The organism is Photobacterium rosenbergii (assembly GCF_033022775.1).
Lineage (GTDB): Bacteria > Pseudomonadota > Gammaproteobacteria > Enterobacterales > Vibrionaceae > Photobacterium > Photobacterium rosenbergii_A.
In genome coordinates this window covers 1-20,973 of record NZ_JAWJZI010000011.1, presented here as the reverse complement: position 1 = coordinate 20,973, position 20,973 = coordinate 1, and the positions used below count along the sequence as shown (strand labels likewise).

At 54.1% G+C, this 20,973-nt stretch carries 20 protein-coding genes; 15 read left to right on the top strand and 5 right to left on the bottom strand.

Annotated elements, in window-relative coordinates; genetic code table 11:
• Positions 1-76: 76 nt before the first annotated feature.
• Together R2X38_RS19775 and argH are read left to right on the top strand one after the other, a co-directional pair.
• Positions 77-1,285 carry an argininosuccinate synthase gene (locus R2X38_RS19775; protein WP_317524066.1) on the top strand — a complete coding sequence of 403 codons (1,209 nt, stop codon included), beginning with the start codon at positions 77-79 and terminating at the stop codon, positions 1,283-1,285.
• Positions 1,286-1,344: 59 nt separating this feature from the next.
• Complete coding sequence (gene argH, locus R2X38_RS19770) at positions 1,345-3,222, top strand: argininosuccinate lyase (RefSeq protein WP_317524065.1); 1,878 nt, start codon at positions 1,345-1,347, stop codon at positions 3,220-3,222.
• 44 nt (positions 3,223-3,266) lie between these two features.
• On the opposite strand, the gene R2X38_RS19765 is transcribed toward argH, so the two are convergent.
• Complete coding sequence (locus R2X38_RS19765; protein WP_317524064.1) at positions 3,267-3,551, bottom strand: DUF3624 domain-containing protein; 285 nt, start codon at positions 3,549-3,551, stop codon at positions 3,267-3,269.
• A gap of 121 nt (positions 3,552-3,672) precedes the next feature.
• Positions 3,673-5,124, bottom strand: a complete 1,452-nt coding sequence (locus tag R2X38_RS19760) for a dihydrolipoyl dehydrogenase (RefSeq protein ID WP_317524062.1) — start codon at positions 5,122-5,124, stop codon at positions 3,673-3,675.
• 314 nt (positions 5,125-5,438) lie between these two features.
• On the opposite strand from R2X38_RS19760, the gene oxyR reads away from it, so the two are divergent.
• Entirely contained in the window at positions 5,439-6,350 is a 912-nt protein-coding gene (gene oxyR, locus R2X38_RS19755; RefSeq protein ID WP_317524061.1) for a DNA-binding transcriptional regulator OxyR, read from the top strand.
• Positions 6,351-6,437: 87 nt separating this feature from the next.
• Here oxyR and R2X38_RS19750 read toward each other — a convergent pair whose 3' ends face one another.
• Complete coding sequence (locus R2X38_RS19750) at positions 6,438-8,966, bottom strand: PBP1A family penicillin-binding protein (RefSeq protein WP_317524060.1); 2,529 nt, start codon at positions 8,964-8,966, stop codon at positions 6,438-6,440.
• A gap of 150 nt (positions 8,967-9,116) precedes the next feature.
• On the opposite strand from R2X38_RS19750, the gene pilM reads away from it, so the two are divergent.
• The 9 genes from pilM to dam all read left to right on the top strand — a co-directional run bounded on the left by pilM (position 9,117) and on the right by dam (position 17,972).
• Complete coding sequence (gene pilM / locus R2X38_RS19745) at positions 9,117-10,133, top strand: type IV pilus assembly protein PilM (RefSeq protein ID WP_317524059.1); 1,017 nt, start codon at positions 9,117-9,119, stop codon at positions 10,131-10,133.
• Positions 10,130-10,702: a PilN domain-containing protein gene (locus R2X38_RS19740; RefSeq protein WP_317524058.1), complete on the top strand. Its 573-nt coding sequence runs from the start codon at positions 10,130-10,132 to the stop codon at positions 10,700-10,702. The genes pilM and R2X38_RS19740 overlap by 4 nt, the downstream gene beginning before the upstream one ends.
• Complete coding sequence (locus R2X38_RS19735; protein WP_317524057.1) at positions 10,699-11,286, top strand: type 4a pilus biogenesis protein PilO; 588 nt, start codon at positions 10,699-10,701, stop codon at positions 11,284-11,286. The genes R2X38_RS19740 and R2X38_RS19735 overlap by 4 nt, the downstream gene beginning before the upstream one ends.
• A complete protein-coding gene (locus R2X38_RS19730; RefSeq protein WP_317524056.1) occupies positions 11,286-11,825 on the top strand; it encodes a pilus assembly protein PilP in 540 nt (179 codons plus the stop codon). Before R2X38_RS19735 ends, R2X38_RS19730 begins: the two co-directional genes overlap by 1 nt.
• 11 nt (positions 11,826-11,836) lie before the next feature.
• Positions 11,837-13,579, top strand: coding sequence for a type IV pilus secretin PilQ family protein (locus tag R2X38_RS19725; protein ID WP_317524055.1), 1,743 nt, complete (start codon positions 11,837-11,839; stop codon positions 13,577-13,579).
• A gap of 211 nt (positions 13,580-13,790) precedes the next feature.
• Positions 13,791-14,309 carry a shikimate kinase AroK gene (gene aroK, locus R2X38_RS19720; protein ID WP_317524054.1) on the top strand — a complete coding sequence of 173 codons (519 nt, stop codon included), beginning with the start codon at positions 13,791-13,793 and terminating at the stop codon, positions 14,307-14,309.
• 19 nt (positions 14,310-14,328) lie between these two features.
• Positions 14,329-15,408 carry a 3-dehydroquinate synthase gene (gene aroB, locus R2X38_RS19715; RefSeq protein WP_317524053.1) on the top strand — a complete coding sequence of 360 codons (1,080 nt, stop codon included), beginning with the start codon at positions 14,329-14,331 and terminating at the stop codon, positions 15,406-15,408.
• A 15-nt stretch (positions 15,409-15,423) separates the two neighbouring features.
• Positions 15,424-17,043, top strand: a complete 1,620-nt coding sequence (locus R2X38_RS19710; protein ID WP_317524052.1) for an AAA family ATPase — start codon at positions 15,424-15,426, stop codon at positions 17,041-17,043.
• 104 nt (positions 17,044-17,147) lie between these two features.
• Positions 17,148-17,972: an adenine-specific DNA-methyltransferase gene (gene dam / locus R2X38_RS19705; RefSeq protein WP_317524051.1), complete on the top strand. Its 825-nt coding sequence runs from the start codon at positions 17,148-17,150 to the stop codon at positions 17,970-17,972.
• Positions 17,973-17,990: 18 nt separating this feature from the next.
• Here dam and R2X38_RS19700 read toward each other — a convergent pair whose 3' ends face one another.
• Entirely contained in the window at positions 17,991-18,188 is a 198-nt protein-coding gene (locus R2X38_RS19700; protein WP_317524050.1) for a DUF2970 domain-containing protein, read from the bottom strand.
• Between the two features lie 54 nt (positions 18,189-18,242).
• Positions 18,243-18,392, bottom strand: a complete 150-nt coding sequence (locus R2X38_RS19695; protein ID WP_317524049.1) for a hypothetical protein — start codon at positions 18,390-18,392, stop codon at positions 18,243-18,245.
• On the opposite strand from R2X38_RS19695, the gene rpe reads away from it, so the two are divergent.
• From rpe to trpS, 3 genes are all read left to right on the top strand, one after another.
• On the top strand, positions 18,391-19,065 hold the full coding sequence (gene rpe, locus R2X38_RS19690; RefSeq protein ID WP_039469006.1) for a ribulose-phosphate 3-epimerase: 675 nt from the start codon (positions 18,391-18,393) through the stop codon (positions 19,063-19,065). The two genes, R2X38_RS19695 and rpe, sit on opposite strands and share 2 nt — an antisense overlap.
• Positions 19,065-19,754, top strand: coding sequence for a phosphoglycolate phosphatase (locus tag R2X38_RS19685; RefSeq protein ID WP_317524047.1), 690 nt, complete (start codon positions 19,065-19,067; stop codon positions 19,752-19,754). The genes rpe and R2X38_RS19685 overlap by 1 nt, the downstream gene beginning before the upstream one ends.
• Before the next feature lie 86 nt (positions 19,755-19,840).
• Complete coding sequence (gene trpS, locus R2X38_RS19680) at positions 19,841-20,857, top strand: tryptophan--tRNA ligase (RefSeq protein ID WP_187461868.1); 1,017 nt, start codon at positions 19,841-19,843, stop codon at positions 20,855-20,857.
• Positions 20,858-20,973: the final 116 nt, after the last annotated feature.

Here is a 20,973-nt window from a genome sequence, read left to right as displayed (position 1 = left end):
TAGACACACGTTAGAAACACGGATTGAGATAGCGCCTGAGCGGGAAGACCGTCGAACAGGCAATCAGGAGAGAGTTATGAGCAAAGTAAATAAAGTAGTATTGGCTTATTCCGGCGGTCTGGACACCTCGGCAATCATTCCTTGGCTGAAGGAAAACTATGACTGTGAAGTCGTGGCATTCGTGGCCGATGTTGGTCAGGGTGAAGAAGAGCTGGAAGGCATCGAAGAGAAAGCGTTGGCTTCTGGTGCTTCTGCTTGTTACATCGCCGATCTGAAAGAAGAGATGGTCAAGGATTACATCTACCCAAGCCTGAAAACAGGTGCGGTGTATGAGGGTAAGTACCTGCTGGGTACCTCAATGGCCCGTCCGATTATTGCCAAGGCGCAGGTCGAGTGTGCGCTGGAAGTGGGTGCCGATGCCCTTTGCCATGGTTGTACCGGTAAGGGTAATGACCAAGTGCGTTTCGAAAGTGCCTATGCGGCACTAGCCCCTCAGCTGGAAGTGATTGCCCCATGGCGTGAGTGGGACTTGCGCAGCCGTGAAGCCCTGCTGGATTACTTGGCCGAGCGTGATATCCCTTGTACAGCATCGCTGGAGAAAATCTATTCCCGTGATGCCAATGCCTGGCATATCTCTACCGAAGGTGGCGTGCTGGAAGAGACCTGGAACCAGCCGAATGAACTGTGCTGGGTATGGACCAAGGATCCTGAAGACGCACCGGAAAAACCTGAGCAAGTTTCTATCCTGGTCGAGAAAGGCGAGATTGTGGCTGTTGACGGTGAAGCCATGTCGCCTTACAACGCGCTGGTTTACCTCAATCAGAAAGGTGCCGAGCACGGCGTTGGCCGTATCGATATCGTCGAGAACCGCCTGGTCGGGATCAAGTCCCGTGGCTGCTACGAAACCCCGGGTGGCACCATTATGAATGAAGCCCTACGTGCGGTAGAACAGTTAGTGCTGGACAAAGACTCGTTTGAGTTCCGTGAAAGTATTGGCCTGAAAGCCTCACACCTTATCTACGATGGCCGTTGGTTTACCCCGCTTTGCAAGTCTCTGCTGGCTGCTGCTGAAGAGCTGTCACAAGATGTGAGCGGCGAGGTTGTCGTTAAACTGTATAAAGGCCAAGCTACGGTAGTACAGAAGCGTTCGGCCAATAGCCTGTACTCCGAAGAGTTCGCGACCTTCGGCGAGGACGAGGTTTACGATCACAGCCATGCTGGTGGCTTTATCCGCCTTTACTCGTTGGCAAGCCGTATCCGTGCGCTGAACGAACAAAAGAAATAACCCAGACCACGACATTATAAATAACGAGCAAGTCGAGCAAGATACATAGGAGAAAGGCCATGGCACTATGGGGCGGACGGTTCAGTCAGGCGGCTGACACACGGTTTAAGCAGTTCAACGACTCATTGCGTTTTGATTACCGTTTGGCGGAGCAGGACATCGTCGGCTCGATCGCCTGGTCGAAGGCGCTGCGCCAGGTCAATGTGCTGACGGACGAGGAGCAGCAGCGCCTCGAGTTAGCACTCAATGAGCTCAAGCTGGCAGTGATGGAGGATCCGAAACAGATCCTGCGGTCTGATGCCGAAGATATCCATAGCTGGGTTGAGCAGCAGCTGATAGGCAAGGTCGGCGATTTGGGCAAGAAGCTCCACACGGGGCGTTCGCGTAATGACCAAGTCGCGACGGATCTCAAACTATGGTGCCGCCAGCAGGGGCAGCAGTTACTGCTAATGTTGGATCAGCTGCAGAACCAGCTGGTGACCGTTGCCCGCCAGCATCAGGCGACAGTCTTGCCGGGGTATACCCACCTGCAACGTGCACAGCCGGTGACCTTTGCCCACTGGTGCTTGGCCTATGTTGAAATGTTCGAGCGTGACTACTCGCGCTTGTCCGATGCGCTGGACCGGTTAGATACCTGTCCGCTGGGCTCCGGTGCACTAGCGGGTACCGCTTATCCGATAGACCGTGAGGTGCTGGCCCATAGCCTAGGCTTCCAGCGTGCGACACGCAATAGCCTGGATTCGGTGTCCGACCGTGACCATGTGATGGAGTTGCTGTCGACGGCGTCTATTTCGATGCTGCACCTGTCGCGGATGGCAGAAGATTTGATCTTCTACAACTCCGGTGAGTCTAACTTCATTGAGCTTGCTGATACGGTGACCTCCGGTTCTTCGTTGATGCCGCAGAAGAAAAACCCGGATGCGCTCGAGCTGATCCGTGGCAAGTGTGGCCGGGTCTACGGTGCGATGACCGGCATGATGATGACGGTCAAGGCGCTGCCGCTGGCCTATAACAAGGACATGCAGGAAGACAAGGAAGGCTTGTTCGATGCGCTGGACAGCTGGTACGAGTGTATGGAAATGGCTGCGCTGTGCTTTGAAGGGATCAAGGTCAACAAGGACAGGACACTGGAAGCGGCGATGCAGGGTTACTCCAATGCCACCGAGCTGGCGGATTACCTCGTTGCTAAAGGGATCCCGTTCCGTGAGGCCCACCATATTGTCGGTGTGGCTGTTGTTGCCGCTATCGAGAAGGGCTGTGCGCTCGAAGAGTTGTCACTGGCCGAGATGAAAGCCTTCTCCGAAGTGATTGATGAAGATGTGTATCCGATCCTGACTATCGAGTCGTGCCTTGAAAAACGCTGTGCGCTCGGCGGGGTTGCGCCGAACCAGGTTGATTTTGCCATTGACCAGGCCGAGAAGCGCCTCGAGAAACGCTACTCACCGGTGGTCAAGGTCCGCGGGGCACGCCTGACTGATCTCGATGCCATCGAAGGGATGGTGGCTTACTGGTCTGGCCTGGGTGAGAACTTGCCGCGGATGCGCAATGAACTGGTTCGCGATATCGGCTCGTTTGCAGTCGCCGAGCATCACGGTACGGTCACCGGTTGCGCGTCGCTGTATGTGTATGATTCTGGCTTGGCTGAAATCCGCTCGCTGGGCGTGGAAGCTGGCTGGCAGCATCAGGGACAGGGCAAGGCAATTGTTGATCACCTGATCGAGAAAGCCGGGCAGATGGCCATCAAGAAGGTGTTTGTGCTGACCCGGGTGCCGGAGTTCTTCATGAAACAAGGCTTTGTCCCGACCTCCAAGTCGCTGCTGCCTGAGAAGGTGATGAAAGATTGTGATCGCTGTCCGCGCCAGCATGCCTGTGATGAGGTAGCACTGGAAGTTCGGATGGATCAGGAGCAGGTGATCCCAACAGTGAATGTGGCGTAAGCCACTGCGACAGCGCTTCTGGATAACACATTAATTCTCTTAGTCTATTTGCCCGGCATTTGTGTCGGGCTTTTTTTATCTGCTGGCTTTATACGGTTAGCCTTTATACCCAGCTGCCAGGCGCGGATACCATGGGCCAGCAGCAGTAAAGTCATACTGCTGGCCGCAACAAAAAGCGTAATAGCCTCGATGGTGGTGGGGGAGTGGCGGTAGAAAATGAACCAGCTTGTCCAGCCCAGCGGGCTTAATACCGCTAACTGGCGAATACAACGCCGGCAGCGGCCGAGTTTCTGCCAGAATTCAGAGCGAGTGCAGGTTTGGCATTCCATATGGTTATTCTCCCTTATTGCCCCACGCAGTTTATCTTTGATGACAGCTGCCGGAAACAAAAAAAGCCCTCACAAGGAGGGCTGGTCATTAGTCCAAGGGAGAGTTCGTTTCAGTCAGGTCTTAACAGCCCGGGCCACAGTCAAGGCAGTGCTTGATCATTTCAGGGCCAAGGTGCAATTTGGCGTTCAGATCGCGCAGTGCAGTACGGACACCTTCCTCGATAACCGGGTGGTAGAATGGCATATCCAGCATTTCGGCAACGGTCATCTTGTTCTGGTGCGCCCAGGCCAGGAGGTGCGCGAGGTGCTCGGCATTCGGGCCCATCATTTCGGCACCCAGGAAGCGGCCGGTACCTTGTTCGCCGTAGACATGCAGTATGCCTTTGTTGCGCAGCATTACACGGGAGCGGCCTTGGTTTTCGAACGAGACTTCGCCGGTTTCGAAGCAGCCGCATTGGCCTAGGCGGTCGGTAATGTCTTTGTAGGTTTCACCCACCATGGCAATCTGCGGGTCCGAAAATACTGCCGAGATCTTCGAGCGGCGGTGGCCGGCACGGATATCCGGGAAACGGCCGGCGTTGTCACCTGCGATGCGGCCCTGGTCGGCGGCTTCGTGCAGCAGCGGGATCTGGTTGCTGGCATCGCCGGCAACGAAAATCGACGCGACTGATGTCTGCATGGTGTAGTAATCGGCTACCGGTACCCCGCGGGTATCCAGCTCGATGGTGGTATTTTCGATATCCAGTTTGTCGACGTTCGGGCGGCGGCCGGTTGCGGCCAGTACATACTCGACATTGATAACTTGTAGGACACCTTGTTTGTCTATGTATTGGATTTCGACTTCATCATCGATACGTTTCATACTTTCTATACGCACGTCAGCATCGAGGTAGAATTCTTCATTGAAGGTATTGTTGGCATACGCCATGACTTCTGGATCAGTTAGTGGGCCGACTTGGCCACCCAAGCCAAACATCATTACCTCCACACCAAGGCGCTTGAGTGACTGGCCAAGCTCTAGGCCGATAACCCCCGGGCCGAATACGGCGACGGCTTTTGGCAGATCATCCCAGTTGAACACGTCATCGTTGATAATCAATCGGTCACCCAATTCATTCCATACGGCAGGGTAGGCCGGGCGTGAGCCGGTAGCAATCACAATACGCTTGGCATGAACCGTCGTGTGGTCGTCAACAACTAAGGTGTTGTTGTCGATGAATTTGGCATAACCGGCAATCTTGCCTTCGGCTGGGATCTCGTCAACACCTTCCAGAACAAAGCCAACGAAACGGTCACGTTCACGCTTTACGCGGTCCATGACTTCCCGGCCGTTGATGACGATTTCACCTTGTGGGTGGATACCGAAACCCGGGGCTTTTTCGACCTGGTGAACGCTTTCTGCCGCTGCAATCAGCAGTTTCGATGGCATGCAACCGACGCGGGCACAGGTGGTGCCGTAAGGGCCGCCTTCAATCATCACAACACTGTCGGTATGGGCTTTGGCTGCTCGGTAAGCGCCAAGTCCTGCGGTACCGCCGCCGATCACTGCAACATCAACATTCAGGGTTTTCATATCTTCTCTCCAATCAAGCTTTGCCAGAAATGCCATTGCCAGCCAAGCCTTGCAATTTATGCCGGTCTGGGCCCGCCAGACAGGTCCTATCTGTTGTCAGTTAGATGTTAGCCAAGAAATGCTTCTGGCTCTTTGCTACCACCGATATTTACCGCCTATGGAATACCTGAGGTACTGTGCTGCGGCCTGAGGGGCGCGTAGGCTAAGGGTGGTAGCATCTCTGTAGGTGTGATGATTATGCAACTTTGATATTGATAGCTCTAATCGTTTGGTGTTATGGTTTTGATAGTTAATTTCTATCAAAGTGGTAAGTGATGAATATTCGCGATCTCGAATATCTGGTGGCACTGTCGGAGCACAAGCATTTTCGCAAGGCGGCTGAAGCCTGTTTTGTTAGCCAGCCGACGCTGAGCGGCCAGATCCGCAAGCTGGAAGAAGAGCTGGGGGTGGCACTGCTGGAGCGAACCAGCCGCAAGGTGCTGTTCACTGACGCGGGATTGGCGCTGGTGGCACAGGCGCAGAAGGTGTTGCTGGAGGTCAAGGTACTGACTGAGCTTGCCAGCCAGCAAGGTGGCAGTATGTCAGGGCCGCTGCATATCGGCTTTATTCCGACTGTCGGGCCTTACCTGTTGCCGCATATCATCCCCAAGATAAAAGCCAATTTTCCTGAGCTGGAGTTGTTTCTTCACGAAGCGCAAACCCACCAGTTGGTACAGCAGTTGGAAGATGGCAAGCTAGATTGCATTATTCTGGCAGCGGTGAAAGAAAGTGAGCCGTTTATCGAGTTGCCGCTTTACCATGAACCGATGGTACTGGCAGTGCCGGAAGATCACCCGTGGTCTGCACTTCAGTCGTTACCGATGGAGGAGTTGCATGGCCATACATTGCTGATGCTGGGTGACGGGCATTGCCTGCGGGATCAGGCGATGGGGTTCTGCTTTGCCGCAGGGGCCCAGGAAGACGGCAGCTTCAAAGCGACGAGCCTGGAAACCCTGCGAAACATGGTCGCGGCGGGAAGTGGGATCACCCTGATGCCGAAGTTGGCGACACCGAAAGAGCATCGCCGGGATGGGGTATGTTATATCTCTGCCGAGGATCCGGTACCGAGCCGTTTGATCACCTTGGCTTACCGCCCGGGTTCGCCGCTTAAAGGGCGCTATGAAAAGTTGGCTGAGTTGATCCAGGCACACCTGGAGGAGCAGCTTCCGGCGCCACAGCCAGCTTAAGTTATTGGTAGCTGTAAACAAACAGAAAAAAGAGAGATAAAAAAACAGAGCGCGGTGCGCTCTGTTTTTGTTTTGGATTCAGGCCTTTTAGAATAGCTCGTCAGAGCTATCGGATTCGAAAATCCCCTCTGAAGCAGAATCACTGACCGACTCCGTTGGCTCGGTGCCTTCCTCGAAGTACTCGAACATCGACGTGTAGTCGTTCTGGCTGCTGAGCTTGCCGCTATCACGGTCGATACGGACCTGGATAATGTGCTCAGGTAGCTGCTTGCGCTGAACCGGGACATCTTCCAGGGCTTCTTTCATGAACTCAATCCATGCTGGCTGGGCTGTTTTCGCACCTGCTTCAGCGCCGGAGATCTGGTCCTTGTCCTGGTTGTTGTTCCATGCCGTACGGCCAAGGTTGCGGCTGTGATCATCGAAACCGACCCAGGCGGTTGCCACGATACCCGGAGCGAAACCAGAGTACCAAGCATCTTTCGAGTCATTGGTGGTTCCGGTCTTGCCACCAACATCACGGCGCTTGAGTACCTGGCCACGCCAGCCGGTACCGTTCCAGCCTGTGCCGTGGCGCCAGTCACCGCCACCCCAGATGTTGCTTTCCAGCATTTCACGAACCAGGAAGGCGTTCTGCTCGGTGATCACCTGCTGGGCGTAGTGAGGGCCTGGTGGTTGTTGCTCGTCAGTCAGCTCCTCTTCGCTGATGGCAATATCACTCAGAGTCGGATGCGAAGGTTGCTGCTGGGCAGTAAGACCTTGTTGCTGCTGGCATTCGTCGTTGCATACTACCGTCGGGTTGGCCTGGAAGACCACGTTACCGTATGGGTCTTCAACACGTTCGATGAAGTACGGCTCTACGTAGTAGCCACCGTTGGCAAAGACGGCAAAGCCTTGCGCGACTTCCAGCGGCGTCAGGCTACCGGCACCCAGTGCCAGCGGCTCTGCGCGTGGTAGATCTTTTTTCTTGAAGCCGAAGCGGGTCAGGAAGTCGATGGTCTCATCCAGGCCGACGTTCTGCAGTACGCGAACCGCCATCACGTTTTTCGACTGGGCCAGGCCAATACGCAGGCGAGTCGGGCCGTTGTATGTCGGTGGTGAGTTCTTCGGACGCCACGCGGTGCCCATACTCTGATCCCAGCGGTTGATCGGGGCATCATTGACCAAGCTAGCCAGTGTCATGCCGTTGTCCAGCGCTGCCGAGTAGATAAATGGCTTGATGGCCGAGCCTACCTGGCGAATCGATTGGGTTGCACGGTTGAATTTACTGTGGACGAAGTTGAAACCACCGACCATGGCTTTTACCGCACCGTCTTGCGGCGAGACTGCCACAAACGCGGTATTGGCATCAGGTACCTGGCTCAACACCCAATTTTCGCCGCGCTGCTGAACCCAGATCTGCTGACCGGCAGCCAGGATGTCAGTGGCGGTTTTCGGTGCAGGCCCCTGGCGGTTATCGGTGATGAACTTGCGTGCCCACTTCATGCCATCCCATTCAAGGGTGTGTTGGTCGCCGCCTTTTGCCTGAACCGTGGCCGATTTGCCCTCTACCTGAGTGACGACTGCAGGGATCAGCTGGCCATAGGTTGGCTGCTTGGCTAGGTGGTCGTTGATTTGCTCGTTAGACCACGCCGCTTGCTCTGGCTTCCATAGTGTTTCAACGGCACCGCGGAAACCGTGGCGTTGATCGTAACCTAACAGATTGTCGATGGCAGCCTGTTGGGCAGCATTTTGCAATTTCGGATCGACCGTGGTGAAGACGCGCATGCCTGAAGTGTAGGCATCTTCGCCGTAGCGGTTGATCATCCATGCACGGGCCTGCTCGGCAAAATACGGGGCGCTCAGCTCAATCTCGGCGGTGTGATAACGAGCGACAACAGGCTCGGCGCGTGCTTGGTCAAACTCGGCCTGGGTGATGTGGTTTTCAGCCAGCATACGGCCCAGTACCACATTGCGGCGGGCTGTTGCGCGGCTAACCGAATAAAGCGGATTCATGGTTGACGGTGCTTTAGGCAGGCCGGCAATGACCGCAATCTCGCTCAGTGTCAGCTGGCTGACTTCTTTACCGTAGTAAACCTGTGCAGCGGCACCGACACCGTAGGCGCGGTAGCCCAGATAAATCTTGTTGAGGTAAAGCTCAAGGATTTCATCTTTGGTCAGCAGCTGCTCGATATGGATGGCGATGAAGATCTCTTTGACCTTACGCATTATCTTCTTCTCATTGGAAAGGAAGAAATTACGTGCTAGCTGCTGGGTAATAGTACTTGCCCCTTGCTTGGCCGAGCCTGAGGTGGCAACGACAAAAGCGGCGCGAGCGATACCGATTGGGTCAATACCAGGGTGATCGTAATAGCGGCTGTCTTCTGTAGCCAGGACCGCATTGATCATCTGCGGTGGGATCTCATCAAGTGTCAGCGGGATCCGGCGTTGCTCGCCGAATTGGGAGATCAGTTTGCCGTCAGCGCTGAAAACCTGCATAGGTGTCTGTAATTCAACATTTTTCAGGGTGGCAACATCTGGCAGTTCTGGTTTTACGTAAAGGTAAAAGCCAAAAATTGTAGTGACTCCAAGAATTATGCAAACAATTGCAAGTATGAGTAATCGCTTTATGAACTTCACTTGAGATTTCCCGTTACACCAGCATTCATGCGTTTCATCGCTTCCCACAAGTAGTATAAAGGTAACTAGAGGAAATTTAACGCTAAATTGCTGGTGTTTGTTTTAAATAAGTAATTCGCTGTTCTGTCTAAAAAGGGAGCATAGCACGGTATGTTTCGGAACCCACTAACTATTGGGATTGATATCGGCCATCACAGCATTAAAGCGGTGGTCTTGAGACAGAAAAAGCCTGAGCTCGAGCTTGTTGCCTTTTCCGAAGTGGAATTGCCCGCCCCAGTGTTAAACAAGCAGAATAGCGTAAACAGTCCTGCCCTGTTGTCAGCCGTGCGTAAATTAAAAAAAAGCCTACCGTTCGGTGCCCGGCAGGCGGTAATGGCTTTGCCCGATAGCGCGATTATCAGCAAGGTGATCCAGCTAGATAGCCACCTTACTGAAGAAGAATCCGTCTTTGCGGTAGAACAGGCTATCAGTGCTTCGTCACCTTTTCCTGTCGAGGAGCTCAGGCTGGATTTCTTCCCCATGGTGGGGGAAATGTTCGGCGAGACATTTGCTGAGCCCAGCCAAACCCATCCGGTTCAGGTATATGCCGCGCGCAAGGAAACTATCGATAGTCGGGTAGAGGTGCTTCGCCAGGCTCGGTTTGAGCCGGAAGTTATGGAGCTGCAAACCCATGCCCTGGTTTGGTTGCAGCAATATCAGGCTGAACGGCAAGGTAGCAGTGATGGTAACGACAGTGAGTGGGGCATCGTTGATATTGGCCAGACGGCGACTGCGATTGGGATCCGGGGGCCGGCTGGAACCGTTTACCGGCGCGAGGTGTCATTTGGCTGCGAAACCCTTTCCGAGGCTGAGCATGCCTGGGGCGGTAGCAGCGCCGATAAAGCCGAGCAGTTTACCAAGCAGCTGGCCGATCAGCTGAAACGGCAGTTACAGCTTTACAGCACGACCTACCCTCGCTCGGCTTTGCAGGGGATCTGGCTGTCTGGCGGCGGTCAGGGTTTGGTTATCGAGGAGATGCTGGCAAGGATGTTGTCGGTCTCGGTGCGAAAGATGCAGCCGCTGTCAGGATTTCGCCGCTCGGCCAAGCTGGATTTGGCCCTGGACGGAAAGTCGTTCGGTCAGTTTGCCGTTGCTGCGGGACTGGCGATTCGGGGATGTCACGAATGATAGCAAAGGTCAATTTACTGCCATGGCGGGAAGAGGGGCGAAAACGCTACAGGCAGCGCTTCGGCTGGATGCTGGGGAGCGCGGTGTTTGCCATTGTGCTGCTGGTCGGTATGGGGGGCTGGCTGCTTGATGGCCAGCTTGCACTGCAGAAGGGACGAAATTCCCGAATCGACCAAGAAATCACCTTGCTTGAAAATAAGCTTTCTCTATTGCCTGAAATGGATGTCCAGCGCGAGGCCTTGCTCAAACGACTGTCGGTGATCACCGATATCCAAAAAGGCCGAAATCATATTACCCAGCTGTTGAGCCTACTACCCGGTTTGGTTCCGCAAGGTGTCTATCTCGAAGATATTTCGTTGACGGGAAACCGGGTGAAGTTCAGTGGCCGGGGTGAGTCCAATGGGCATTTGGCCACCTTGTTGGCCAATGCCGAGCAATCCGAATGGGTAAACGATGTCACTATGCATTCGATAGTTCGGGCCAATGAGAAGCAGGCTCTGATCCGGTTCAAGGCTTCGTTTGAGCTGGTTTCAGAACCTGCCGCTGGCAACGTCAAGGAGCGACGATGATAGATTGGCAGGATCTTGAGCTAGATGAAATGCCGGATTGGCCGTTGCCCGCCCAGGTGTTGGTCACCCTGGCTGTGGCTTGTCTGGTTGTGCTGGCAGGCTATTGGTACTGGGTTTCACCGAAGCTGGATGCGCTCGATGGCCTCAAGTCGCAGGAGCTGGAGTTGCGCCAGCATCTTGTTAGGCGGGCCAACCAAGTTGCAGCACTGCCCCGGGTTCGGGAGCAGGTAGATATCCTGCAGGTGCGTTACCAGCAGGTGGTCGAGCAACTGCCTGAAGAAGACGAACTATCGAGCTTGCTGGCCAGCGTCAATGATATCGGGGTGCGAAACGGACTGGAGTTTCAACGTATTGAATGGGCGTCCAGGGCAGAGCATCCTCTGTATTTCGAACTGCCGCTCAATATCAATGTGGTGGGCCAGTATGAAGATATCGGCCGGTTTGCAGCCGATATTGCCCAATTGCCTCGCATTGTCTCACTGAAAGATATCGATTTGCGCTGGAGTAAGCCGCAGCAGGATCTGTTGCAGCTCAAGGTATCGGCGACAACCTATCGCTTCAAGGCCCCGCCGGTGGAGGGATGATGAAAAGCACAGACAAATCCATTTTGGCTCTAGGGCTCTGGCTGGGATTGATGGGGTGCCAAGCCAATGAAGACTCGGTCGAGCTGTTTATCAACCAAACTTACCAACGTGCGGTGGCTCGCGTCGAACCGCTCGACGAGCAACCGGTCTTCAAGGCGGAAGTGTTTGTCATGAGCAGCCAGCGGGTTCCTTTCCAGCAGCCCAAGCCCGAGGTGGCCGTGCCTGAGCGTGAGGATGGCAAGGTGTGTTGGCAACCCGAGCTCAGGCAGCGCAGTTCGCCGCTGGAAAGCTTTTCGCTGGATCAGCTCAGCATGCGCGGGGTGATTGGCGGGGCAGGCAAGGAATGGGCGCTGATATATACCCCTGAAGGTATCCTGGCCAAGGTGCGCGTGGGAAGTTATATCGGCAGGAATCATGGCCGGGTGATGGAAGTGACGGCCGATAAGGTGGCGATAGAACAAATTATGCCGGATGGGGAAGGCTGCTGGTTGAAGCTCCCGGCTACATTGAAACTGGCATCGCTAGAAGTACCAGAGTAGAGATGGAATAGATGACAAGGATTAGGTTGCATGCCCTGAGGATGATATGGGCAAAGAAAGCGGTTCGGGGGCTCTGGTTGGTGTCGGCTGTGCTTGCGTTGCTGGTTAGCTATACGGTAGCTGCCAGTGAGGTTGATCAGATCAGCAGCATTGACTTTACCCGCAATGCCCAAGGGGGTGGTGTGCTGGAGGTGGTGTTGCCCAGCAGCAAGGTAGAGATCGGTGCCAGGCGTTTGGACAAGCAACTGGTGATTGAACTGGCGCAGGCAAAGTTGCCCCAAGAGCTGGTTTATGTGCTTGACGTCAAGGACTTTGGCACCCCGGTGTTGGCGGTTGAGACGTTCCAGAGCGAGAGCGGTAGCCGCTTGGTGTTGTCGGTAAAGGGAGATTACAGCTACGACTACGTGACCCGGGAAAAGGCAGGTGAGTCTCGGCTGTTGGTGACGGTGCAGCCGGCTTTAGTCGCAACGGGTGGTCAGTCGCATGGCGAGGGGATAACCTATGACAGCAAACCCATTTCCATTAACTTCCAAGATGTTCCGGTCCGAAATGTCCTGCAGCTGATTGCCGAATACAATGATTTCAACTTGGTGGTGTCGGATTCGGTACAGGGAAATTTAACGCTGCGTTTGGATAAAGTGCCTTGGCAGCAGGTGCTGGATATTATCCTGCGAGCCAAAGGGCTGGATAAGCGTGAGCAGGGGGCGGTATTGATGGTCGCGCCGAAGGAAGAGCTTGCCCGCAGTGAACAGCAGGCCCTGGAGTCAAAGCGCAAAGCCGAAGAGCTTGCTTCGCTGCGCTCGGAAATCTTCAAGGTAAACTATGCCAATGCCCTTGAACTTGGCGGTTTGCTACAGGGGGCGGAGGATGGTATCAGCATGTTATCAGCCAGAGGCTCGCTGCATATTGATGAGCGGACCAATTCCCTGATCATCAATGATATTCCTGAAAGCTTAGCGAATATTCGCGATATTGTTGCCGCCCTGGACATTCCTGTCGAGCAGGTTGAGATAGAAGCGCGGATTGTCACGGTCAACGAGGGGGATGTAGATGAGCTCGGGGTACGTTGGGGGCTGCTCAACACCAACGGCAGCACCACGATTGGCGGGTCGATTGAAAGCAATCTTAACTCATCGGGGCTACTGGATGATGGCGCATCGGTAGATGATTTTCTCAATGTGAATTTGGCCGCCACCAAGCCCGGGGCGTCGAGTATTGCTTTCCAGGTGGCAAAAGTGGGCGATATCCTGCTGGATTTGGAGCTATCGGCACTGCAATCGGAGCAGAAAGCAGAAATTATCTCCAGCCCGAGGCTGATGACCACCAACAAGAAGATGGCATATATCGAGCAGGGCACTGAAATCCCCTATCTCGAAGCGGCTTCCAGCGGTGCTGTCTCTGTGAGCTTTAAGAAAGCCGTGCTGAGCTTGATGGTGACTCCGCAAATTACATCGGATGGCAATCTGGTGCTGGACTTGATTGTGACTCAGGATAAAAAAGGCGAGGTTGTCCAAACGGGAACCGGGGAGGCCGTGGCTATTGATACTCAGCGCATTGGCACTCAGGTACTGGTCGCCAATGGTGAGACGGTAGTGCTGGGTGGGATCTATCAGCACTCTATTAACAATGCGGTGCGCAAAGTGCCGCTGTTGGGCGATCTTCCTGTGCTAGGCGCTTTGTTTCGCCACAAATTGGAGGAGTTAGGTAAGAAAGAGCTGCTGATTTTTGTCACGCCCAAAATCGTCTATCAGTGATCAGTTTGGCGGCCGGCTGGGGCAATAATCGTCCCAGCATTGCGCCAGAACTGAATAAATCCCCACCTAGCTATTGCCAACAGCGGCCCAGTCCTGAGATAATTTTCGATCTTATCACGAATTAAATGTGAGGAAGTTGGCGCCTCGGGCTTGATTTATCGAAGCCTGCGGGCGGTGTCGTTTTATTAACCGCGCGTAAATATTGCTAAAAATGGCTGAAAAACGAAATATTTTCCTGGTCGGCCCAATGGGTGCCGGCAAAAGTACTATCGGTAGACACCTTGCACAGCAGCTGCATATGGAGTTCTTTGATTCAGATACTGTGATTGAAGAGCGTACCGGTGCTGATATTAGTTGGGTATTCGATGTTGAAGGTGAAGAGGGCTTTCGTGTTCGTGAAGAGAATGTGATTGACGATCTGACCCAGAAGCAGGGAATTGTACTGGCAACGGGTGGCGGCTCGGTGAAGAGCAAAGAAAGCCGTAACCGTTTGTCTGCTCGTGGCATCGTAGTCTACCTAGAGACGACTATCGAGAAGCAGCTGGCACGTACACAGCGCGATAAAAAGCGTCCTCTACTGCAAACTGATACTCCTCGCGAAGTGTTGGAATCACTTGCAGGCGAGCGCAATCCATTGTATGAAGAAGTAGCAGACTATGTGGTTCGTACTGATGATCAGAGTGCCAAGGTCGTTGCTAACCAAATCATCAAAATGCTAGAAGAGCGCTAATCAATAAAGAGAACTGGCCATGGAACGGATCAACGTCAATCTTGGTGACAGAAGTTACCCAATCTCAATCGGCGCCGAGTTATTCGATAACCCGGCGCTATTTTCCTCTGCTATCCAAGCAGGTCGACGCGTTGTTGTGGTCAGTAATGAAACGGTAGCCCCGCTGTATGCCGAGCAAATCATCGGGACTATCCGTTCGCTACAATGCGATGTTGCCTTGCTGTCATTAGCTGACGGCGAGCAATACAAAACCCTTGATACCTTCAATCAAATCATGTCCTTCCTGCTGGAAGGCAATTATGGCCGCGATGTGGTGCTGGTTGCCTTGGGCGGTGGTGTGATTGGTGATGTGGTTGGTTTTGCGGCTGCCTGCTTCCAGCGCGGCGTGGACTTCGTGCAAGTCCCGACCACATTGCTGGCACAGGTCGACTCCTCGGTCGGCGGCAAGACGGCGGTCAACCACCCGCTAGGAAAGAACATGGTTGGGGCCTTCTACCAGCCGAAAGCAGTAGTTATCGACAACCACTGTCTACAGACCTTGCCGGCCCGTGAGTTTGCAGCCGGTATGGCGGAAGTGATCAAGTACGGCATTATTGCTGACGCTGATTTCTTTGTTTGGCTCGAGCAAAACATCGACAAGCTTCAAGCTCTCGATAATGATGCCTTGAGCTATGCCATTGGCCGCTGCTGCCAGATCAAGGCCGACGTGGTTGCCGCTGACGAAAAAGAATCTGGGGTAAGGGCGTTGCTTAACCTAGGCCATACCTTTGGCCATGCTATCGAAGCTGAAATGGGTTACGGCAATTGGCTGCACGGCGAAGCGGTTGCCGCGGGTACCGTCCAGGCTGCCCGTACGGCACAACTGCAGGGGCTTATCTGCTCTGAAGAGGTTGAACGTATCATTCGCTTGTTGGAAAAAGCCAACCTGCCGGTCCATGGTCCGGAAGGCATGGATTTTGATGCTTATATGAAGCATATGATGCGTGACAAGAAGGTGCTTTCAGGCCAGCTTCGCTTGATCCTGCCGACCGGTATTGGCAGTGCAGAAGTCGTTGCTGGGGTACCGGAAGACGTGCTGCGCCAAGCGGTACAAGCCTGATCCTGTAGGTTGCCTATGAGCCGCGGCCTGCATCTGAACCCGCTGGATTTGGACTCCCAAATCCAGCTTCTTTCCCGATTACAGTTCCTGACCCGCTTTAGCTCCAACCTTATACAGGTAACAGGTGCCGAGGGGACAGGCAAGACCTGGCTCTCCCAGCGCTATCTCGAACACTGGGCCGGGGACTTCCATCAGTCTTTGTTGCTTTGCCATCCCAACCAGCAGGACGGCCAACACCGTTCAATCATCCTGCAGCAACTTGCACCCAAAGCCGTTTTCAATGAGCAGGATCCGATAGGGCAAAGTCTCGAACGCCTATTCGAGCAGCAGCCCGTCAATGCATTGATCGTGGTGGATGATGCGCATTTGCTGAGCCAGGAGCTGGTGGCAGAACTGTGGGGGGTGGTGCAGCAGGCGCGCCTATATCCGGGCTGGCAGGTCAATGTCCTGTTGTTCAGCCACACGGGGCGGCTCGATAAATACCTTGGCCAGCTGGTGCAGGGTCAAGGAAATGCACCGTTGGAGGTGGAAATTGGCCTGCTGTCGGAACAAGAAGCCCAGTTGATGGTCGAAATGATGTTCGATGGCGAGCACCTTGATGCGCAGGGAAGGCGCCGGATACGCGAGCATGCTTCAAACTGTACCCCTGTACCGGGTGAGTTGCTCAAGCTCGATTTAACAGAGGATAAGGATATGGCTGAGAGTAAATCCCGCGGTGTGTCGCCAATGGTGCTGCTGGGCGGATTGGTTGTAGTCGCCATTGCGGCGATTGCCTGGTGGTTTGTACCAACATTAGAGGAGCAGCCAACAGCGGGCGGGATCCCGCAGGCGCAGCTGGATAGCTTGCCCGATGAGCCTGCTAATACGGATACTGCTGGCAGTAATACGGCTGAGAGTAATAAGCCGAATGTGCCTGTTGCCTTTGAAGACGATGGTGATGCCTTGCCGCCGGATGTGTCCGTCGAAGGTTTGACTGTTGGCCGTCGTGATCCCAATACCACCCCTCGTGTGGTGGTCCCTTCCGATGTGGTCGATGCCATGCTCGATGAGCAGCAGCTGGGCGGTACTGGCGAGCAAGCAGTCGCTGACCGTCAGGAAAGCTTGCAGCCGGATTTGCCGGAAGGGCAACCGGTGCAGCTGCCAGAGACCGAGCAGGACAAGGAGAGTCTTCAATCAGAGGCGAGCAATATAGAGAAGACCAACATAGAGGCGACCAATGCGTTGCCGGACTCTGCTGCGATTGCAGAGCCGGAAGCAGAGGCTAGCTCGGTGGCTGTGTCAGAAGGTGGGGAAGTGGCGCCTGTCCCGGAAACTGCCAGTTCTGAATCAACTGCCGGTGAGCTAGGCAGCGAGTTGCGCGCTATTGCGCCGGAGCACTACGCGCTGCAGTTGGCGGCGATGCGTTCGTTGCCGACAGCCAAACAGTTTATTCTCGACTATAACATCGAATCCTTGGCTGAAGTGTATGAAACACGCCGTAACGGTGTTGCCTGGTATATTATCGTCACCGGCGATTACCCGGATGTGCAATCGGCACGTATTGCCGAAACGCGCTTGCCATCGCAGCTGCAGTCGGTCGATCCATGGGTAAAATCCTACCGTCAGATCCATACCGAAATGGATCGGGCTAAATAACCCGTTTCTTTGCCAGATATTTCCCTATAGCGGTACAGACACAGATTGAAATGGTGTACAATCCGCCACCTTTCGTTACAAAGTCGGTATTGGTGGTCAGCTGAATGAAAAAGCATCGTGCATTCCTGAAATGGGCTGGAGGTAAATATTCTCTGGTCGAGGAGATCGAGCGCCACTTGCCGCCAGCGCGAAAGCTGGTTGAACCTTTTGTCGGTGCGGGTTCGGTATTTCTCAATACCAACTTCGAGCAGTACTTGCTGGCCGACATCAATCCAGATCTGATCAACCTCTACAACATCCTCAAGGACAACCCCGAGCAGTACGTTCGAGACTCCAAGGCAATGTTTACTCCTGAATATAATCAGAAGGGCGCGTATCTTGAGATCCGTGAAGCGTTCAATAGTACCCAGGATCCTTACCTGCGCTCCCTGTACTTTTTGTATATGAACCGCCATGGTTTCAATGGCCTGTGCCGTTACAACAAGAAGGGCGGCTTCAACGTGCCGTTCGGCTCGTACAAAAAGCCGTACTTCCCGGAAGATGAGCTGTATTTCTTTGCCGAAAAGGCCAAGCGCGCGACCTTTGTCTGTGAGGGCTACCACCAGACATTCTCTCGTGCTCGCAAGGGCAGTGTCATCTACTGCGATCCGCCGTATGCGCCGTTATCAACCACGGCGAACTTCACCTCTTACGCAGGCAATGGTTTTAGCTTGGATGATCAGGCTGCATTGGCCGATGCGGCCGAGAGAGCGGCGACCGAGCGTGATATCCCGGTGCTGATCTCCAACCACGACACGACGTTGACCCGTCGCCTTTACCACGGTGCTGAGCTGTCTGTGGTCAAGGTGAAGCGAACCATCAGCCGCAACGGCGGTGGCCGTAATAAGGTCGATGAGCTACTGGCCTTGTTCAAGCCGTCACAGGCCTAAGCACAGCTTGCCAGCCCGCTAACCATTCGTTACTAGCTGGCTGATAGCAACCAATACCCCGACAAACAACGCGATAGCAGCGATACCGGCCACAATGAATGGCAGCGGGCGCTGCTGGCTGAAATCTATCTCCCTGTTTTTCTCCGACTGCACCCCGAACAGTGCCCCGGCAATGCTTTTTAGCAAGTTGGGGCGGGGCGGTTTGCGCTCAGCCATGGTTTATCTCCGTATATACCCAAGTAACACCGTTACCGTGGTTTGCCATATTTTTTATCTGCCATATACGGCAGCCTGAGGATAAGTGTAGCTGCCCTGTGGCACACCCATGGTGAAATCCGGTAAGACATCATCCTGATGATCGGGTAGAATTGCGCCGACTTCCGATAACGTTTTCGTTTGTACCGTATAGAGGCTGAACATGAAGGACTTTTTGATCGCTCCATCTATCCTGTCTGCAGATTTTGCTCGTCTTGGCGAGGATGTAGAGAAAGTATTGGCAGCAGGTGCCGATGTTGTGCACTTTGACGTGATGGACAACCACTACGTACCGAACCTGACTTTCGGTGCCCCGGTGTGTAAGGCCCTACGTGACTACGGTATTACTGCGCCGATCGACGTACACCTGATGGTGAAGCCGGTGGACCGCATTATTCCTGACTTTGCCAAGGCTGGTGCAACCATGATCACCATCCATGCCGAAGCAACTGAACACCTGGATCGCTCACTGCAGCTGATCAAAGAGCACGGTTGCCAAGCTGGCGTGGTATTCAACCCGGCGACCCCACTGCATTACCTTGACTACATCATGGACAAGGTTGATATGATCCTGCTGATGTCAGTGAACCCGGGCTTCGGTGGTCAGTCGTTCATCCCTGCGACATTGGACAAGCTGCGTGAAGTGCGCAAGCGCATCGATGCATCGGGCCGTCAGATCCGTCTTGAAATCGACGGTGGTGTGAAGGTCGACAATATCCGCGAGATCGCTGAAGCCGGTGCAGATATGTTCGTAGCGGGCTCGGCGATTTTCAGCCAGCCGGACTACAAAGCTGTAATTGATGAAATGCGTGCTGAGCTGGCCAAGGTTGAGCGCTAATGAGCCAGTTGAGTGGTATTGATTTTATTGCTTTTGACCTCGACGGTACGCTGCTCGACAGCGTACCGGACTTGGCCGATGCAGCTGATAAGACCATGCGCGCGCTCGGCCGTGCGGGTGTGACGGTTGAGCAGGTTACGACTTGGATTGGCAATGGGGCTGATATTCTCATCGGCCGCGCCCTGAGCCAGAGTGTTGAAGTTGCTCCGGATCTCGACCCAGCTTTGCACCGTGAAGCAAGGGCTTTGTTTGATCGCTTCTACGAAGAAGGCGGTCATGAAAAGAGTGCGCTTTACCCTGGGGTGAAAGAGACGCTGGCGGCATTCCATGAGGCTGGAGTCCCGATGGCTATCGTGACCAACAAGCCGGCTCAGTTCGTACCGCATTTGCTTGAAGAGCACGGCATCGCCGACTTTTTTGTCGATGTCATTGGTGGTGATACCTTCCCGCTGAAAAAGCCGGATCCGTATGCCCTGAACTGGCTGCTGGATAAACACCAGATCACGGCAGAGAAGATGCTGATGGTCGGTGACTCCCGTAACGATATCTTGGCGGCGAAAGCGGCGTCATGTTATGTTGTGGGGCTGACTTACGGCTACAACTATGGCCAGCCGATCAGCGAAAGTAACCCAGATATTGTACTGGATCACTTCAGTCATCTGGCAGAAGTGGTTAAACTAGGTAGCTAGTACGTTCGGCCTTTTGCCGGGCATGGATTGATATAGTGTCTGCGGCAGATAGCCGCAGCTTTTTTGTGACATAGGAAAATCTCATCATGACCAAACCCATTGTATTGAGTGGCGTACAGCCTTCAGGTGAATTAAGTATCGGTAATTATCTGGGTGCGCTGCGTCAGTGGGAACAGATGCAGGATGATTATGATTGTCAGTACTGTGTCGTAGACCTGCATGCCATCACCGTGCGCCAGGATCCAAAAGCGCTGCACGAAGCAACGTTGGACGCATTGGCGATTTGCTTGGCTGTCGGCGTTGATCCGAAGAAAAGCACTTTGTTTGTGCAGTCTCATGTACCAGAGCATGCCCAGCTTGGCTGGTTGCTGAATTGCTACACCCAGATGGGTGAGCTAAGTCGCATGACCCAGTTCAAGGACAAGTCACAGCGCCATGCCAACGACGTAAACGTTGGCCTGTTCGGCTACCCGGTACTGATGGCGGCCGATATCCTACTGTACGGTGCCCACCAGGTGCCAGTAGGTAGTGATCAGAAGCAGCACTTGGAGCTGGCGCGTGATATCGCGACCCGTTTCAACAACATCTACGGTGATGGTGAAGCGATCTTCCAGGTACCAGAGCCATACATCCCGACAGTCAACGCACGCGTAATGAGCCTTCAGGACGCGACCAAGAAGATGTCGAAGTCGGATGACAATCGCAAGAACGTGATCACCCTGTTGGAAGAGCCGAAGTCGATTATCAAGAAGATCAATAAGGCCCAAACCGACACTGAGACACCACCGCGTATCGCCCACGATATCGAGAATAAAGCGGGTATCTCCAACCTGATGGGGCTTTACTCGGCGGCAACCGGCAAGACCTTTGCTGAAATCGAAGCGCAGTACCAGGGTGTTGAGATGTACGGCCCGTTCAAGAAAGATGTGGGTGAAGCGATTGTGGCAATGCTGGAGCCTATCCAGTCTGAATACCACCGTATCCGTGCTGACCGTGCCTTCCTTGACGAAGTGATGAAAGCTGGTGCTGAAAAGGCGTCTGCCCGTGCTGCGGAAACGCTGAAGAAAGCGTACGCAGCAGTAGGCTTTGTTGCCCGCCCATAAGCTGGGTACAGCTGTAAACACCGAAAACCGGCCTCTGGCCTAACACCGATCAGTTAAGCCATTGATCAGTTGAATGATCCTACGGTTGAGTGAAAATACCCTCAGACATTAAGTTT

Excerpts from the sequence above, each read along its gene's own strand:
- R2X38_RS19775 (WP_317524066.1), top strand. The coding sequence starts at position 77 with ATGAGCAAAGTAAATAAAGTAGTATTGGCTTATTCCGGCGGTCTGGAC.
- argH (WP_317524065.1), top strand. The coding sequence starts at position 1,345 with ATGGCACTATGGGGCGGACGGTTCAGTCAGGCGGCTGACACACGGTTT.
- R2X38_RS19765 (WP_317524064.1), bottom strand. The coding sequence starts at position 3,551 with ATGGAATGCCAAACCTGCACTCGCTCTGAATTCTGGCAGAAACTCGGC.
- R2X38_RS19760 (WP_317524062.1), bottom strand. The coding sequence starts at position 5,124 with ATGAAAACCCTGAATGTTGATGTTGCAGTGATCGGCGGCGGTACCGCA.
- oxyR (WP_317524061.1), top strand. The coding sequence starts at position 5,439 with ATGAATATTCGCGATCTCGAATATCTGGTGGCACTGTCGGAGCACAAG.
- pilM (WP_317524059.1), top strand. The coding sequence starts at position 9,117 with ATGTTTCGGAACCCACTAACTATTGGGATTGATATCGGCCATCACAGC.
- R2X38_RS19740 (WP_317524058.1), top strand. The coding sequence starts at position 10,130 with ATGATAGCAAAGGTCAATTTACTGCCATGGCGGGAAGAGGGGCGAAAA.
- R2X38_RS19735 (WP_317524057.1), top strand. The coding sequence starts at position 10,699 with ATGATAGATTGGCAGGATCTTGAGCTAGATGAAATGCCGGATTGGCCG.
- R2X38_RS19730 (WP_317524056.1), top strand. The coding sequence starts at position 11,286 with ATGAAAAGCACAGACAAATCCATTTTGGCTCTAGGGCTCTGGCTGGGA.
- R2X38_RS19725 (WP_317524055.1), top strand. The coding sequence starts at position 11,837 with ATGACAAGGATTAGGTTGCATGCCCTGAGGATGATATGGGCAAAGAAA.
- aroK (WP_317524054.1), top strand. The coding sequence starts at position 13,791 with ATGGCTGAAAAACGAAATATTTTCCTGGTCGGCCCAATGGGTGCCGGC.
- aroB (WP_317524053.1), top strand. The coding sequence starts at position 14,329 with ATGGAACGGATCAACGTCAATCTTGGTGACAGAAGTTACCCAATCTCA.
- R2X38_RS19710 (WP_317524052.1), top strand. The coding sequence starts at position 15,424 with ATGAGCCGCGGCCTGCATCTGAACCCGCTGGATTTGGACTCCCAAATC.
- dam (WP_317524051.1), top strand. The coding sequence starts at position 17,148 with ATGAAAAAGCATCGTGCATTCCTGAAATGGGCTGGAGGTAAATATTCT.
- R2X38_RS19700 (WP_317524050.1), bottom strand. The coding sequence starts at position 18,188 with ATGGCTGAGCGCAAACCGCCCCGCCCCAACTTGCTAAAAAGCATTGCC.
- rpe (WP_039469006.1), top strand. The coding sequence starts at position 18,391 with ATGAAGGACTTTTTGATCGCTCCATCTATCCTGTCTGCAGATTTTGCT.
- R2X38_RS19695 (WP_317524049.1), bottom strand. The coding sequence starts at position 18,392 with ATGTTCAGCCTCTATACGGTACAAACGAAAACGTTATCGGAAGTCGGC.
- R2X38_RS19685 (WP_317524047.1), top strand. The coding sequence starts at position 19,065 with ATGAGCCAGTTGAGTGGTATTGATTTTATTGCTTTTGACCTCGACGGT.
- trpS (WP_187461868.1), top strand. The coding sequence starts at position 19,841 with ATGACCAAACCCATTGTATTGAGTGGCGTACAGCCTTCAGGTGAATTA.